General features: G+C 56.1%; 14 protein-coding genes. 7 read left to right on the top strand and 7 right to left on the bottom strand.

What is annotated here, in order from left to right; translation table 11 throughout:
* Positions 1 to 25: 25 nt before the first annotated feature.
* Positions 26 to 685, top strand: a complete 660-nt coding sequence (gene yghB / locus JBO43_RS14790) for a DedA family general envelope maintenance protein YghB (protein WP_095283373.1) — start codon at positions 26 to 28, stop codon at positions 683 to 685.
* Between the two features lie 36 nt (positions 686 to 721).
* On the opposite strand, the gene JBO43_RS14785 is transcribed toward yghB, so the two are convergent.
* A complete protein-coding gene (locus JBO43_RS14785) occupies positions 722 to 1,621 on the bottom strand; it encodes an AraC family transcriptional regulator (protein ID WP_095283374.1) in 900 nt (299 codons plus the stop codon).
* A gap of 195 nt (positions 1,622 to 1,816) precedes the next feature.
* Here JBO43_RS14785 and yqhD point away from each other — a divergent pair, with 195 nt between their 5' ends.
* Together yqhD and dkgA are read left to right on the top strand one after the other, a co-directional pair.
* Complete coding sequence (gene yqhD / locus JBO43_RS14780) at positions 1,817 to 2,980, top strand: alcohol dehydrogenase (RefSeq protein ID WP_202674607.1); 1,164 nt, start codon at positions 1,817 to 1,819, stop codon at positions 2,978 to 2,980.
* A gap of 104 nt (positions 2,981 to 3,084) precedes the next feature.
* On the top strand, positions 3,085 to 3,912 hold the full coding sequence (gene dkgA, locus JBO43_RS14775; protein ID WP_095283377.1) for a 2,5-didehydrogluconate reductase DkgA: 828 nt from the start codon (positions 3,085 to 3,087) through the stop codon (positions 3,910 to 3,912).
* Positions 3,913 to 4,052: 140 nt separating this feature from the next.
* Here the strand turns inward: dkgA and JBO43_RS14770 are convergent, their stop codons facing one another.
* The 5 genes from JBO43_RS14770 to JBO43_RS14750 all read right to left on the bottom strand — a co-directional run bounded on the left by JBO43_RS14770 (position 4,053) and on the right by JBO43_RS14750 (position 11,540).
* A complete protein-coding gene (locus JBO43_RS14770; RefSeq protein WP_095283378.1) occupies positions 4,053 to 6,224 on the bottom strand; it encodes a YgiQ family radical SAM protein in 2,172 nt (723 codons plus the stop codon).
* A gap of 203 nt (positions 6,225 to 6,427) precedes the next feature.
* The gene (ftsP, locus tag JBO43_RS14765; protein ID WP_202674606.1) at positions 6,428 to 7,840 is read right to left on the bottom strand and encodes a cell division protein FtsP; all 1,413 of its coding nucleotides are present in this window, start codon (positions 7,838 to 7,840) and stop codon (positions 6,428 to 6,430) included.
* Positions 7,841 to 7,898: 58 nt separating this feature from the next.
* Positions 7,899 to 8,636 (bottom strand): 1-acylglycerol-3-phosphate O-acyltransferase, encoded by a 738-nt coding sequence (gene plsC / locus JBO43_RS14760; RefSeq protein WP_103948119.1) that lies wholly within the window; start codon positions 8,634 to 8,636, stop codon positions 7,899 to 7,901.
* A gap of 124 nt (positions 8,637 to 8,760) precedes the next feature.
* Positions 8,761 to 11,019, bottom strand: coding sequence for a DNA topoisomerase IV subunit A (gene parC / locus JBO43_RS14755; RefSeq protein ID WP_202674605.1), 2,259 nt, complete (start codon positions 11,017 to 11,019; stop codon positions 8,761 to 8,763).
* 119 nt (positions 11,020 to 11,138) lie between these two features.
* Entirely contained in the window at positions 11,139 to 11,540 is a 402-nt protein-coding gene (locus JBO43_RS14750) for a YgiW/YdeI family stress tolerance OB fold protein (RefSeq protein ID WP_202674604.1), read from the bottom strand.
* Positions 11,541 to 11,689: 149 nt separating this feature from the next.
* Here JBO43_RS14750 and qseB point away from each other — a divergent pair, with 149 nt between their 5' ends.
* The 4 genes from qseB (at position 11,690) to JBO43_RS14730 (ending at position 14,852) form a co-directional block, all read left to right on the top strand.
* Positions 11,690 to 12,349, top strand: a complete 660-nt coding sequence (qseB, locus tag JBO43_RS14745; RefSeq protein ID WP_095283383.1) for a quorum sensing response regulator transcription factor QseB — start codon at positions 11,690 to 11,692, stop codon at positions 12,347 to 12,349.
* Complete coding sequence (gene qseC, locus JBO43_RS14740) at positions 12,346 to 13,695, top strand: quorum sensing histidine kinase QseC (RefSeq protein ID WP_202674603.1); 1,350 nt, start codon at positions 12,346 to 12,348, stop codon at positions 13,693 to 13,695. Before qseB ends, qseC begins: the two co-directional genes overlap by 4 nt.
* Positions 13,696 to 13,801: 106 nt before the next feature.
* Positions 13,802 to 14,383 (top strand): NAD(P)H-dependent oxidoreductase, encoded by a 582-nt coding sequence (locus JBO43_RS14735; RefSeq protein ID WP_202674602.1) that lies wholly within the window; start codon positions 13,802 to 13,804, stop codon positions 14,381 to 14,383.
* Between the two features lie 154 nt (positions 14,384 to 14,537).
* Positions 14,538 to 14,852, top strand: a complete 315-nt coding sequence (locus JBO43_RS14730; protein WP_095283386.1) for a putative quinol monooxygenase — start codon at positions 14,538 to 14,540, stop codon at positions 14,850 to 14,852.
* 148 nt (positions 14,853 to 15,000) lie between these two features.
* Here the strand turns inward: JBO43_RS14730 and JBO43_RS14725 are convergent, their stop codons facing one another.
* The gene (locus JBO43_RS14725) at positions 15,001 to 16,188 is read right to left on the bottom strand and encodes a glycoside hydrolase family 88 protein (protein WP_202674601.1); all 1,188 of its coding nucleotides are present in this window, start codon (positions 16,186 to 16,188) and stop codon (positions 15,001 to 15,003) included.
* Positions 16,189 to 16,212 lie beyond the last annotated feature (24 nt).

Raw genomic sequence — 16,212 nt, 5'->3', positions numbered from 1 at the left:
TATCCGTTGTTCCACAGGAAAGTCCATGGCTGTCATTCAAGATATTATCGCTGCGCTCTGGCAACACGATTTTGCAGCGCTGGCGGACCCGCATGTTGTGGGTGTTGTTTATTTCGTTATGTTCGCCACATTATTTCTGGAAAACGGCCTGCTGCCAGCATCGTTCCTTCCCGGCGACAGCCTGCTGTTATTAGCCGGTGCGTTAATCGGTAAAGGCGTTATGGACTTCGCCCCGACGGTCGTGATTTTAACCTCCGCCGCCAGCCTGGGCTGCTGGCTGAGCTATTTGCAGGGCCGCTGGCTCGGGAATACCCGCGTGGTGAAAGGCTGGCTGGCGCAACTGCCGGTCAAATATCACGAAAGAGCGACCTGCATGTTTGACCGTCATGGCCTGCTGGCGCTGCTGGCCGGGCGTTTTCTGGCCTTCGTTCGCACTCTGCTGCCAACAATGGCCGGGATTTCTGGTCTGTCGAACCGCCGCTTTCAATTCTTTAACTGGCTGAGCGGCCTGCTGTGGGTCGGCGTGGTCACGTCACTGGGTTATGCGCTGAGCATGATCCCGTTCGTTAAACACCACGAAGATCAGGTCATGACTTTCCTGATGATCCTGCCGATTTTCCTGCTGGTTGCGGGCCTCGTGGGAACGTTGTTTGTGGTTATTAAGAAGAAATGCTGTAGCGCCTAATCTCTTCCATCCTCTCCCCAATGGGGAGAGGATAATTTAAATCCCCTGCATCATTCTGATTCGCGCCGCATCTTCCCCCGGCGTCACGCCAAAATAGCGTTTAAATTCACGACTGAACTGCGACGCACTTTCGTACCCCACGCGCATCGCCGCCGCGCTGGCCTTCATGCCGTCGTGAATCATCAGCATCCGCGCTTTGTGCAGGCGATAGCTTTTCAGATATTGCAGCGGCGAGGTGCTGGTGACGGATTTAAAGTTATGGTGAAACGCCGAGACGCTCATATTGGCTTCTGACGCCAGCTCATCGACACTCAGGTTTTCCGTGTACTGACTTTCAATGCGCTTCAATACGCGGCTGATCAGGCTGAAATGGGTCTGACGGCTCACCAGCGCCAGCAGCGCCCCGCCGCCCGGTCCCATCAGCACGTGATACAGAATCTCACGAATAATCTGCTTACCCAGAATACGCGCATCGAGCGGGCGTTCCATCACATCCAGCAGGCGCTCAATGGCGCAAAGAATTTCATCCGAGAGCGTCGCGGAGTTGATTCCGCTTGCCGCCATCGCCGGCTGGAACAGTTCGTCTTCGCCAATATCCATCAGCAGCTCCTGCAGCTGAAGAATATCCACGTTGACGCGAATACCGGCCAGCGGAACCGCCTCTGTCGCGAAAGTTTCACATTCAAAGGGTAAAGGTACTGTCAGGAGCAAATATTCATTGGTGTCATAGCGGAAGACGCGTTCGTTGATATAGCCAATTTTATGGCCCGAAAAGAGAAATACGATGCCAGGCTGATACATCACAGGCGTGCGCGTACCGGGCTGCGTGCCGTACAACAGGCGGATATCCGGCAGCAGCTCATTGAGATTATTTTCTTTATCTTTCAGTCTATTAATTTGGCCTGTGAGCTGAAGGCAAATCTCATCGCGGTTCATTTAGGTTCGTTCCCGATACGGTTTCCAGTGATGCCAGTTTGCGCATCTTTTTCCCTTTTCTCCAGCCCTCTGTAGAAATGGGCAAGACAACGGCAGGAATGTGCATTGAGAGGCGTGCGTCCGATGGCCACAATGGGCACCATCAGGCAGCCATCGACGCCGCCACGTTTTTCACCCACATAAAGGGCACGAGCAATGAACAATTTTAATCTGCATACCCCAACCCGCATTCTGTTTGGTAAAAATGCCATCGCCGACCTGCGCGATCAGATCCCTGACGGTGCACGTGTACTGATCACCTACGGCGGCGGCAGCGTGAAGAAAACCGGCGTACTGGACCAGGTTTACAGCGCCCTGGAAGGCGTGAACGTGCGTGAGTTCGGCGGCATCGAGCCAAATCCGTCTTACGAAACGCTGATGAACGCGGTCAAAATCGCCCGCGATGAGAAGATTACGTTCCTGCTGGCAGTCGGCGGGGGTTCCGTTCTCGACGGCACCAAATTTATCGCCGCAGCTGCGCATTACGCCGACGGCGTGGATCCGTGGGAAATCCTGCAAACCGGCGGAAGCAACATCACCAGCGCAATCCCGATGGGTTCTGTTTTGACCCTTCCAGCGACCGGTTCTGAGTCCAACAAAGGTGCGGTCATCTCGCGTAAAACCACCGGCGACAAGCAGGCTTTCATGAACGAACACGTTCAGCCCGTGTTTGCCATTCTGGACCCGGTTTACACTTACACCCTGCCACCGCGCCAGGTCGCTAACGGCGTGGTGGATGCCTTCGTTCACACCGTTGAGCAGTACGTGACCTATCCGGTTAACGGCAAAATTCAGGACCGCTTCGCAGAAGGTATTCTGCTGACGCTGGTGGAAGACGGCCCGAAAGCGCTGCAAGAGCCAGAAAACTACGACGTACGTGCCAATGTGATGTGGGCAGCGACGCAGGCGCTGAACGGTCTGATTGGCGCAGGCGTGCCGCAGGACTGGGCCACCCATATGCTGGGCCACGAACTGACGGCGCTGCACGGTCTGGATCACGCTCAAACGTTGGCCGTCGTTCTGCCTGCCCTGTGGAATGAAAAACGCGATACCAAGCGTGAAAAACTGCTGCAATACGGCGAGCGCGTCTGGAATATCACTACCGGTTCTGACGACGAGCGTATCGATGCCGCTATCGCAGCGACGCGTAACTTCTTCGAACAGCTGGGCGTGCCAACTCGCCTCTCCGGTTACGGCCTTGACGGCAGTTCAATCCCTGCTCTGCTGGCAAAACTGGAAGAGCACGGTATGACACAAATTGGTGAGCGCAACGACATTACGCTGGACGTCAGCCGTCGCATTTACGAAGCGGCCCGCTAAGCGTTTTTGTCATCCCGCCTTTCGTTTTTTGACATTTCGTCCAGACTTAATGCACATCACATCACCGGGGACACCCCCGGTGATGAGCAAATGGAGGAGGAACAATGGCAAACCAAACCCTAATCAAGCTTCAGGACGGCAACGTCATGCCCCAGCTGGGGCTCGGCGTCTGGAAAGCCGGCAATGACGAGGTCGTTTCCGCCATTCACAAAGCACTGGAAGTCGGCTATCGGTCTATCGATACCGCCGCCGCATACAAAAATGAAGACGGCGTGGGCAAAGCCTTGTCCAGCGCTGACATCCCACGCGATGAGTTATTCATCACCACCAAACTGTGGAACGACGACCAAAAACGCCCGCGCGAAGCCCTGCTGGAAAGTCTGGAAAAACTCCAGCTCGATTTCGTTGATCTCTATCTGATGCACTGGCCGGTTCCGGCCATCGATCATTACGTCGAGGCGTGGAAAGGGCTAATCGACCTGCAACAAGAGGGGTTGGTGAAGAGCATCGGGGTCTGTAATTTCCAGATCCATCATCTGCAGCGTTTGATTGATGAAACCGGCGTTGCGCCAGTGATCAACCAGATTGAGTTGCACCCACTCATGCAGCAGCGTCAACTGCACGCCTGGAACGCCACGCACAAAATTCAGACCGAATCCTGGAGCCCGCTGGCTCAGGGCGGTGAAGGCGTGTTCGATCAGAAAATCATTCGGGATCTTGCCGAGAAATATGGCAAAACCGTCGCGCAGATCGTCATTCGCTGGCATCTGGACAGCGGCCTGGTAGTAATCCCGAAATCGGTCACTCCGTCGCGCATTGCCGAGAACTTCGACGTCTGGGATTTCCGTCTGGATAAAGAGGAATTGAGCGAAATAGCGAAGCTGGACCAGGGCAAGCGTTTAGGGCCTGACCCGGATCAGTTTGGCGGGTAGTGTCGTAAAAAAAGCCGGGTGGCGGCTTGGCCTTACCCGGCCTACGGTTCGGTGCGGCATTTCTGCCGGATGGCGGCTGCGCCTTATCCGGCCTACGGTTTGTAGGCCCGGTAAGCGCAGCGCCACCGGGCAACACAGGCTTAGCGGCCTGCCACTTTTCCACGTTTTTTGTTCGACGCAGGCGTCTGACGCTGATGTGCTACCGGCGTATGCTTGGTCAGTGCCGGGCGCGTATTGCGGTTCTGACGACGCGCTTCGCGCATCTCATCCAGCGTTGGCGCAGGCACCAGACATTCGCGGCGCGAGCCAATCAAGTGCTTTTTACCCATATCTTCCAGCGCCTGACGGATCAGCGGCCAGTTCGCCGGATCGTGATAGCGCAACAGAGCCTTATGCAAACGACGCTGTTTGTCGCCTTTCGGTACCACCACATCTTCACTCTTATAACCAATCTTACTCAGCGGGTTTTTGCCGGTGTAATACATGGTCGTCGAGTTCGCGAGCGGCGACGGATAGAAGTTCTGCACCTGATCAAGACGGAAGCGGCGCTGCTTCAGCCACAGAGCCAGATTCACCATGTCCTCATCGCGCGTACCAGGGTGTGCGGAGATGAAGTACGGGATCAGATACTGCTCTTTCCCCGCCTGTTTGGAATAGGTATCAAACAGCTCTTTGAAACGGTCGTAGCTACCCATGCCCGGCTTCATCATCTTCGACAGCGGGCCTTCTTCCGTGTGCTCAGGGGCAATCTTCAGATAACCGCCGACGTGGTGGGTCGCCAGCTCTTTGATGTAGCGCGGATCTTCAACGGCGATGTCGTAACGCACGCCGGAGGCGATCAGGATTTTCTTGATACCTTTCAGGTCACGCGCGCGACGGTACAGATTGATCGTCGGCTCGTGGTTGGTGTCCATGTGCTGACAGATATCAGGATAGACGCACGACAGACGACGGCAGGTTTGCTCCGCACGCGGGGATTTGCAGCGCAGCATATACATGTTAGCCGTTGGGCCACCGAGATCGGAGATAACGCCGGTAAAGCCTGGGACTGAGTCGCGAATGGCTTCGATCTCGTTAACGATCGAATCTTCCGAGCGGCTCTGGATAATGCGCCCTTCGTGCTCGGTGATCGAACAGAACGAACACCCACCGAAGCAGCCGCGCATGATGTTGATCGAGAAGCGGATCATCTCGTACGCCGGAATGCGGCTGTTACCATACGCCGGGTGAGGAATACGCTTGTACGGCAGGGCAAAGACGCTGTCCATCTCTTCGGTGGAAAGCGGGATGGCTGGCGGGTTCACCCAGATATAACGTTCGCCGTGCTTTTGCATCAGCGCGCGGGCGCAGCCAGGGTTGGTTTCATGATGCAGAATGCGTGACGCATGCGCGTACAGCACTTTGTCAGCTTTCACTTTCTCGAAGGATGGCAGCAGAACGTAGGTTTTTTCCCACGGTTTTGGACGCGGCGGCTGCACCACTACGGCTTTGGCTTCGGCTTTTTTCGGCTCGACCGGTTTGTTATCAGCACACGGCAGATCTTCGCCGTACGGATGCGGGATCGGGTCGATTTTACCCGGCATATCGATGATGCGGGAATCCACCCCGCTCCAGCCCGGCAGCGCTTCTTTCACCATGATCGCGGTGTTACGCACGTCGCGGATGTTCCCGACCGGTTCGCCCTGCGCCAGACGGTGCGCCACTTCGACCAGCGGGCGTTCGCCGTTACCGAAGATCAGCATGTCGGCTTTGGAATCCACCAGCACCGAACGGCGCACGGTATCAGACCAGTAATCGTAATGCGCGGTACGGCGCAGGCTCGCTTCGATTCCCCCCAGGATGACCGGCACGTCTTTCCATGCTTCTTTACAACGCTGGGTGTAGACCAAAGTGGCGCGATCCGGACGCTTGCCGGCGACGTTATCGGCGGTGTAAGCATCGTCGTGACGCAGTTTGCGATCGGCGGTATAGCGGTTGATCATCGAGTCCATATTCCCGGCGGTGACGCCGAAAAACAGGTTCGGTTTGCCGAGGCTCATGAACGCCTCTTTGCTGTTCCAGTCTGGCTGAGAAATGATCCCAACTCGGAAGCCCTGCGCCTCCAGCATACGGCCACAGATGGCCATGCCGAAGCTCGGGTGATCGACGTACGCATCGCCCGTCACCAGAATAATGTCGCAGCTGTCCCAGCCCAGTTGGTCCATCTCTTCGCGGGACATCGGCAGGAATGGCGCCGGTCCAAAGCAGGCCGCCCAGTACTGGGGCCAGGAGAAGAGGTCTCGATCCGGCTGGATCAGGGATATTGCGCTCATAATGCTTCCGAAGAAAAAATAAACAAAGGGCGGGGATTATACGCTGGATTTATACGTTAAATGAAGGGGTATTATGCGGACGGGTTTTGCTGTTGTCCGGTGGCGCTGCGCTTACCGGGCCTACGTTCGTGGACGCTGGATGAACGTTCGGTGGTTTTGTAGGCCGGGTAAGGCGAAGCCGCCACCCGGCGTATTGATGCAGGTTATACCAGCGGATTCACCAGCAGCTGCCCCACCGAACCGCGATCCGCCATCTCCAGCGTCTGGCTATGGAACAGGAACGGGAAGTGCGGCCACGAAGGCTGTCCGTAATAGACCAGCAGTTCCACCTGCCCATCGACCCAGACCGTGTCTTTCCAGCCCCGGTCTTCCGGGAACGGCATCGCGCCGTTCACGTTGCGAATCAGGAAACTCACCCCTTCGATGTGGAACGCCTGCGGCATTTCCGCGCGAACGGTCCAGCGTTCCCAGGTGCCCTGCTGGGCGGTGATATCAATGCGATTCACGTCCCACAGCACGCCATTGATGCCCGGATCGTCGCCGAGGCTGATATCGCGGCTGCGTACCGGCGTCCCGCTCATGATCTCTTCCGGCAGCAAGCGCATCGGCAGGCTGTCCGTCACCAGCGGCAACAGGCCCGTTGGACGCAGCGTAAGCACCAGCGTAGAAACCAGAATGCTTGATGGCTCGAAGAAGCCACGAATACGGTCAACGATACTTGCCGCCTCGCCGCAGGTCACTGACACTTCATCCCCGTTGGTCATATCCACGAGAATTTCGCGGCGTTCGCCCGGTGCCAGCGCCAGTTGTTTAACGGATACCGGCGCAGGCAAAAAGCCCTGATCGCCAGAAATCACGTGCAACGGGCGGCCATCGCTCATTTGCAGCTGATAGCGCCTGGAGTTGGACGCATTCAACAAACGCAGACGCACCCAGCCGCGAGACACTTCGACGTACGGACTTTGTGCGCCATTGACCATCAGAGAATCGCCAACAAAGCCGCCGCTGCCCGGCTCGTTATACTCAGGCGTCCCGAAGTTATCGAGGCGTTTGTCCTGAATAATGACAGGGAAATCATCAACGCCGTAATGGTTTGGGATCGGCAGCGATTTACTCACCTCATCTTCCACCAGCCACATACCCGCGAGGCCGTTATAGACCTGCTGCGCGGTGCGGTTTGGCGTATTGGCGTGATACCACAGGGTGGCAGCGCTTTGGCGAATCGGCAGAACCGGCGCCCAGTCGGCGCTCGGCGTCATCATGCGCGCCGCCCCGCCCATCAGCGGGCCAGGAACCTGCAATCCACTGACGGTCATAGCGACATTTTCAGTCAGGCGGTTACTGTAAATCAGCTTAACGTCATCCCCGCTCCAGACGCGGATGGTTGGCCCAAGATAGCGGCCATTGACGCCCCAAACCGACGCGCGTGTGCCCTGAGTAAAGGACCAGTGTGAGCGTTGCATGGTCAGGAAAAGCGGTTGCCCGCGGCGGGATTCCAGTAACGGCGGAATGGGCAGCGGCTGCTGCTGCCCGGCGGCGTTGGCTGTCAGCGGAACCGCGCCAGCACAAAGGGCGATTCCCGAAGCCTGAATAAACTGACGCCGACTGAGTGACATATTTGCTCCATGTAAAACGACGATAAAACCTGGGAATTCATTTCCCTGTAACTCCGGCTTAAATTTTACCGGAGGCTTCTCTCTCTGCGACTTCTTTGTCGAGCATTTCGATTTGACGCGCCATCAGCTCACGGCAATGGGCAGCCAGTTCACGAACCTGGTCTTTACCGTATTTGCTGGTATCTACTGGCGGCAGCATTTCGACGATCACCAGCCCGTTTTTCAGACGGTTAAGGTTAATTTTATTCGAAGTATTGGAAACACACACAGGAATAATCGGAACACCTGCTGCAATTGCGGCGTGAAACGCGCCAGTTTTAAACGGCAGCAGGCCACGACCACGGCTGCGCGTCCCTTCCGGGAACATCCAGATAGAGATTTTGCGTTTCTTAAAATGATTTACTACTTCAGCGATGGTGCTATGGGCTTTAGCGCGATTATTACGATCGATAAGCAAGTTACCGGTGAGCCAGTACAGCAGACCGAAGAACGGAACCCACAGCAGGCTTTTTTTACCGACCGTCACCGTTGGCGGCAGCACGATGTTCGCAGCGGTGACCATATCGTAATTATTCTGATGATTGGCGATATAGATGGCGTTGCCAAAGTTTTCTGCACCTTCAGGCAAACGCCTTTCGACCTTCAGGCCATACAGCGGTGCCAGTCGGCCAAACATGCGGCCAAAAGTGGAAACATGCTTCGGATTACGCGGGCTGAACAGGCAGTAAATGCAGCCGAATACGCAGACCAGAATGCAGTAAATAACGGTAAGAATTGAACGAACAATGAATAGCATAGCGACCTCAGAAGCCCTAACAGCTGACAATTATATACTCCAATGTCAGTCAGGTAAGGACTTTATATAAAGACGGAAAATATTTTGCGAGAACCCCCTCCTGAATGGAGGGGGAGAGGCGACATTACTCTTCGCTGTCGCCCGATTTCGCACGCAGTGGAGAGTCAATTTCCACGCGATCAATACGCTGCAGACCGCGCATCAGCGAGCCGCGACGACCGCGTTCGCCAACCACCTTCTGCAACTCTTCCGGACGCAGTTTGATCTTACGTTTGCCGACGTGAATGGTCAGCGTGCTTTGCGGCGGCAGAATGAAGAGATGCGCCAGCCCGTCTTCGCCTTTAGCGGCTTCTGCTGACGGGATATTGATGATCTTGTTGCCTTTGCCTTTAGACAGCTGCGGCAGATCGCTGATCGGGAACATCAGCATCCGACCGGCGTGGGTAATCGCCAGTAGCATATCGCTTTCGTTCTCAATCACCAGCGGCGCCATCACGTGCGCGTTATCCGGCAGGCTGATCATCGCTTTACCCGCGCGGTTGCGGGCAATCAGATCGTTGAAGGTACAGATGAAACCGTACCCTGCATCCGAGGCCATCAGCAGTTTCTGCTCTTCGCCTTCCATCAGCATATGATCAACCGTCGCACCCGGTGGCAGCGTCAGCTTACCGGTGATCGGCTCGCCCTGCCCACGCGCCGATGGCAGCGTAATCGGGTCAATCGCATAGCTGCGTCCGGTGGAGTCAATGAACACCACCGGCTGATTGCTCTTGCCTTTCACCGCTGATTTGAAGCTATCACCGGCTTTGTAACTCAGGCCCGGCGCGTCAATATCGTGGCCTTTGGCACTACGCACCCAGCCGCTTTGCGACAGCACGATGGTCACCGGCTCTGATGGCAGCATGTCGTGCTCGTTCATCGCCTTGGCTTCTTCGCGCTCGTGCAGCGGCGAGCGACGGTCGTCGCCAAACGCTTCGGCATCGGCCTGTAGCTCTTTCTTCAGCAGATTGCTCATCTTGCGCTCAGACGCCAGAATCGCCTGCAGCTGATCGCGCTCTTTCGCCAGCTCGTTCTGCTCGCCGCGAATCTTCACCTCTTCCAGTTTGGCAAGGTGGCGCAATTTCAGTTCAAGGATCGCTTCAGCCTGGGTTTCGCTGATGCCAAAACGCGACATCAGGGCTGGCTTCGGCTCGTCCTCAGCGCGAATAATCTCGATCACTTCATCGATATTGAGGAACGCCACCAGCAAACCTTCGAGGATATGCAGGCGCTTAAGGACTTTTTCCAGACGATAGTTCAGACGGCGACGCACCGTATCACGACGGAACGCCAGCCACTCGGTCAGGATCTCCAGCAGGTTTTTCACCGACGGGCGACCATCCAGACCAATCATGTTCAGGTTAATGCGGTAGCTTTTTTCCAGATCGGTGGTGATGAACAGGTGGCTCATCACCTGGTCCATATCCACGCGGTTAGAACGTGGCACGATCACCAGACGCGTCGGGTTTTCGTGGTCTGATTCGTCGCGCAGGTCGTCAACCATCGGCAGCTTTTTGTTGCGCATCTGGGCGGCGATCTGCTCCAGCACTTTGGCACCGGACACCTGGTGTGGCAGCGCGGTGATCACCACGGCGCCGTCTTCTTTGGTCCACACTGCGCGCATACGCACGGAGCCGCGACCGTTCTGGTAGATTTTGCGGATTTCGGCGCGGGAGGTGATGATCTCCGCTTCGGTCGGATAGTCCGGCCCCTGCACGATATCCAGCAGTTCATCCAGCGTGGTTTTCGGCTGTTCAATCAGGGTGATAGCGGCTTTTGCGACTTCGCGCAGGTTGTGCGGAGGAATATCCGTCGCCATGCCCACGGCAATACCTGTGGTGCCGTTCAGCAAAATATTCGGCAGACGGGCAGGCAGCATTTTCGGTTCCTGCATGGTGCCGTCGAAGTTTGGCACCCAGTCCACCGTGCCCTGGCCGAGTTCGCCGAGCAGCAGTTCTGCATATTTAGATAAGCGGGATTCGGTATAACGCATCGCCGCAAAGGATTTCGGATCGTCCGGCGCACCCCAGTTTCCCTGGCCATCGACCAGCGGATAACGGTAGGAGAACGGCTGTGCCATCAATACCATTGCTTCGTAGCAGGCGCTGTCGCCGTGCGGATGATATTTACCGAGCACGTCACCGACGGTACGGGCGGATTTTTTGAATTTAGCGCTGGCGCTCAGCCCCAGCTCAGACATCGCGTAAACGATGCGACGCTGAACGGGTTTCAGGCCATCACCGATAAACGGCAGTGCCCTGTCCATGATGACGTACATGGAATAGTTCAGATAGGCGTTTTCAGTGAATTCATGTAGCGCGAGGCGCTCTGCCATATCGCTCATTAAATGTCATTCCTCAACTCAGAAACCTGTGGGTTTCAGGCAATATTGCCGCAGATACTACCCTATCTGACGAGTTGAGTCACAAAGAAAAAGGGCCGTAGAATCGGCCCTTTTCGACATTATTTGTCCAGTTTGAAGACCTGTTTCACGTCGATTTCAAACTCGTTCCACTCTTTATCGACCTTACCCTGAATCTCGACCTTATCCTGCGGGGTGATGGTCTGTCCGTTCCAGCGTTTGTGGTCAATTTCCACATTCACCGTACCGGTCGTATCGCGGAACAGGTAGCGGTCGTCAGACAGGCGCTCGATGATGTTCCCGCGCAATTTGACCCAGCTATCGTCCTTCTGATCTTTCACTTTTGCCGCCGTGGTGAGGTTGCCGTCATTATCCACAAAACCGCCCTGCTGCGTTTGGGTTTGCGCCGGGGTGGCGGACGGACCGCTGAATCCCCCCTGTGCTGCAAATACCGGGGCTGTGGTCATCATCATGATTGCCGTAATGGCTGCGAATTTTTTCATCGTTTTCTCTCCCTTTAATGTGGTGTTGAACTCCATTAAACAGGGTAAACCTTAACGACTTCTTAAGGGGAAAATATAAATTTTAATGCTGTACAGCATGATGTCACAGAGGGTTTACTGCATTTATCTCGCAGCATCAAGGAGGGAACATGCGCATTTTACTGGTAGAAGACGACAGGATGATTGGCGACGGCATCAAAGCGGGCCTCAGCAAAATGGGCTTTAGCGTTGACTGGTTTACCGACGGCGGTACCGGGAAAGCCGCGCTCTATACCGCCCCTTTCGATGCGGTAGTGCTCGACCTCACGTTGCCGGGGATGGATGGTCTGGAAATTTTGCGCGAATGGCGCGAAAACGGACGCAGCGAACCGGTGCTGATCCTCACCGCGCGCGATGCTCTCGATCAACGCGTCGAAGGTTTACGTCTCGGTGCGGATGACTATCTGTGCAAACCATTTGCTCTGGTCGAAGTGGCGGCACGGCTTGAAGCGTTGGTCCGTCGCACGCACGGCATGGCCCGCAGTGAGTTACGCCACGGCAATGTGACGCTGGACCCGGTCAGCCTGGTCGCCACATTGAATGGCGAAACGCTGCCTCTCAAGCCAAAAGAGTTCGCCCTGCTGGAGCTGCTGATGCGTAACGCGGGCCGCGTTTTGCCGCGCAAACTGATCGAAGAAAAACTCTACACCTGGGACGACGACGTCTCCAGCAACGCCGTCGAAGTCCACGTCCACCATTTACGCCGCAAGCTCGGCAGCCATTTTATCCGCACCGTGCACGGCATCGGTTATACCCTGGGTGATGCATGAAACTGACTCAACGCCTTAGCCTGAAGCTGCGCCTGACGCTGCTTTTCCTCGTGCTGTCCGTCGGCGCCTGGCTGGCGGCAAGTCTCGTCGCCTGGCAGCAAACGACCCACAAGCTCGATAAGTTGTTCGACACTCAGCAGATGCTGTTTGCCAAACGGCTGATGACGATGGATCTCAACGAGCTCAACGCACCGGTGCGAATGGCCGACGTGCCCAAAAAAGCCAAACACGGGCATCTGGATGACGATGCGCTGGCTTTTGCCATCTACTCCGCCGACGGGAAAATGCTGCTCAACGACGGCGAAAATGGCCGTGATATTCCGTATCACTATCGCCGCGATGGTTTTGATAACGGCCGCATTAAAGACGATAACGACGAGTGGCGCTTTCTGTGGCTGAGCGCGCCAAATGGCAAATACCGGATTGTGGTCGGCCAGGAGTGGGAATACCGCCAGGAGATGGCGCTGGATATTGTGACCTCTCAGCTCACTCCGTGGCTGGTCGCTCTTCCGCTGATGCTGCTGTTGCTGATCGTGTTACTCGCCCGCGAACTGCGCCCGCTGAAAAACCTCGCGCTGGCGTTACGACAGCGTTCGCCTGACGCGACTGACCGGCTTGGAACTGAAGGACTACCGACGGAAGTGCGCCCATTGCTCGACGCCCTGAACCATCTTTTCGAACGCACTCAGGAGATGATGATGCGCGAGCGACGCTTTACCTCGGATGCCGCCCATGAGCTGCGCAGTCCACTGGCGGCCCTGAAAGTGCAGACCGACGTGGCGCAGCTGTCGATGGACGATCCACAGGCTCAGGAAAAAGCGCTCAAACAATTACACGCTGGCATCGATCGCGCCTCGCGGCTGGTGGATCAGCTCCTGACGTTGTCGCGGCTCGATTCGCTGGAAAATCTCGATGATATTGAGCCCATTAACCTCGCCGATTTGCTGCAATCGGCGGTGATGGATATTTACCACCCGGCGCAGCAGGCGGGCATCGAACTGCGCCTGAACATCAACGCGCCGCAGGTTGTGCGTTCCGGTCAGCCGCTTTTACTGAGCCTGCTGGTGCGCAACCTGCTGGATAATGCCGTGCGCTACAGCCCGCACGGCAGCCAGGTGGATGTCACCCTGGATGCGCAGAGTTTTACCGTACGCGACAACGGACCGGGAATTTCTGCCGCTGATTTGGCGCGGATCGGCGAGCGTTTTTATCGTCCGCCGGGCCAGGAACAGACCGGTAGCGGACTGGGGTTGTCGATCGTCCAACGCATCGCAACGCTGCACAGAATGCGGTTAACGCTTACGAATGCGCACGAAGGCGGGTTTGAAGCGAAGGTGAGTTGGTAGTTCGATTATTGCCCTATGAGCAAAAGACTTTGCACATTTTGCTTATTTTTCCGCACCGTTATTACGGGTAACATGACGGCCAAACTCGCCAGTCTGAGGACAAATAATGAGCAACATTCTGATTATCAACGGTGCGAAAAAATTCGCCCACTCCAATGGTCAATTGAATGACACCCTGACCGAGGTCGCGGATGGTTTCCTGCGCGACGCCGGGCATGATGTTAAGGTTGTGCGTGCCGATAGCGATTACGACATTCAGGCTGAAGTGCACAACTTCCTGTGGGCCGACGTGATTGTCTGGCAGATGCCAGGCTGGTGGATGGGCGCACCGTGGACCGTCAAAAAGTACATGGATGATGTCTTCACCGAAGGCCACGGTTCACTGTACGCCAGCGATGGCCGCACCCGTTCCGACGCCTCCAAAAAGTACGGTTCCGGCGGTCTGCTGCACGGCAAAAAATACATGCTGTCACTGACCTGGAACGCCCCGCTGGATGCCTTCACCGATGAAGATCAGTTCTTCCACGGCGTGGGTGTAGACGGTGCTTATCTGCCGTTCCACAAAGCCAACCAGTTCCTGGCGCTGGAGCCATTGCCGACCTTCATCGTCAACGACGTGATTAAAATGCCGGACGTGCCGCGCTATATCGCAGAATATCGCAAGCATCTGGCTGAGATTTTTGCTTAACTGGTAATTCAAAATTAGACCCAAATAATTCGAGTTGCAGTAAGGCGGCAAGCGAGCGAGTCCCGATGAGCTTACATAAGTGAGTGATTCGGGTGAGTGAACGCAGCCAACGCAGCTGCGGCTTGAAGTATGCCGGGTATAGAAGGAGTTAACCATGCTTACTGTCATTGCTGAAATCCGTACGCGTCCAGGCCAACATCACCGTCAGGCGGTGCTGGATGAATTTGCGAAGATTATCCCGACCGTGCTGCAAGAAGAAGGCTGCCACGGCTATGCGCCGATGGTCGACACCGCCGCTGGCGTGAGCTTCCAGACCACCGCACCCGATTCGATCATCATGGTTGAACTGTGGGAAACCGTGGCACACCTGGAAGCGCATCTGCAAACTCCGCACATGAAAGCGTGGAGTGAAGCGGTGAAAGGGAACGTTCTGGAAACGCATATCCGTATTCTGGAGCAAGGGGTTTAAGTTTCGTGGACTTTGCCGGGTGGCACTGCGTTTACCCGGCCTACAAAACCCAACCCTGACCCGTAGGCCCGGTAAGCGAAGCGCCACCGGGCAACACAGACCGCACATGTGTAGGCCCGGTAAGCGAAGCGCCACCGGGCTTTTTTTATTACCAGTACAACTTCCAGCTCTGCGTAAACCGTACCAGCGCCTCAACGTAAAAATAATCCCCCCAGCTGGCACACTCATCCACCCCTTTATTGCTCGCCAGATGGTAAACCGAGTGCTTCAGCAGCCCGTTGCCCTTCTCCTCTTTGCCCATCAGATAGTGGCGGGTCAACGACGACATCATCCCTTTCGCCCACTCCAGATAACGCTCGCGATCCGGATCGGTCACCGGCAGGTGCTTCACCAGTTCCAGCAAACCGCACACTGCAATCGCCGCTGACGACGAATCGCGCAGCGCATCGGTGCCCACCAGCGCCAAATCCCAATGGCAGACATAATCCTCCGGCAGACGGTTGAGGAAGTAGTTCGCCAGCCGTTTCGACAGGGCAATCATCGTCTCGTCACCGGTGTAGATGTAGCTCAGCAGAAAACCGTAAATCCCCCACGCCTGGCCGCGCGACCAGCATGAGTCGTCCGCATAACCCTGCTGCGTATTGCCGTAGCGCGGCGCACCGGTTTTCACGTCCATGTAGTAAGTATGGAACGTCGAGGCATCCTCACGAATCAGATAGGTCGCCGCCTGCATCACATGCGCTTTAGCCGCCTCAGCAAAGCGCGGATCGCCAGTCTGCTCCGTTGCCCAGTAGAGCAGCGGCAGGTTCATGTTGCAGTCGATGATCATCCGCCCGGCCTGTTCCGGGTCAGAAAGATCGCCCCACGCCTGAATGATTTTCGCCTTCTCATGGAAGCGTTCCAGTAAGGCTTCGGCGGCCAGCAGCGAGAAACCGCGCGCTTCACGGTTGCCGGTCAGACGCCAGGCCGCCACGCACGACAGGGTATACAGAAAGCCCAAATCGTGAGTATTGGTGTCGTTGCGCCCGGCGATGCGCAGGCCAAACGAGCGCACATTTTTCTCGGCAAGCTGGCGGAATTTTTCGTCGCCGCTCACCTCCCACGCCAGCCACAGCTGTCCGGTCCAGAAGCTGGTGGTCCACTCGACGTTTTCCGTCAGCGGGTAGAACCCATCCTCACAGGTTTCCGCCGGGAATTTTTCACCGAACTCCGTTAAATGACGGCTAATCAGTTCGAGGACATGATCCCGCGCCGAGCTTAATTCATCCCTGAACGCACGCGCATCAACGGGTACAGGAATATCGGACAGGCGTTCCTCTGCGATACGATTTAACATATTTCGGTTCCTTCTTTGACATCA

The organism is Lelliottia jeotgali (assembly GCF_016771845.1).
Lineage (GTDB): Bacteria > Pseudomonadota > Gammaproteobacteria > Enterobacterales > Enterobacteriaceae > Enterobacter > Enterobacter jeotgali.
This window is presented reverse-complemented; position numbering and strand designations above follow the sequence as displayed.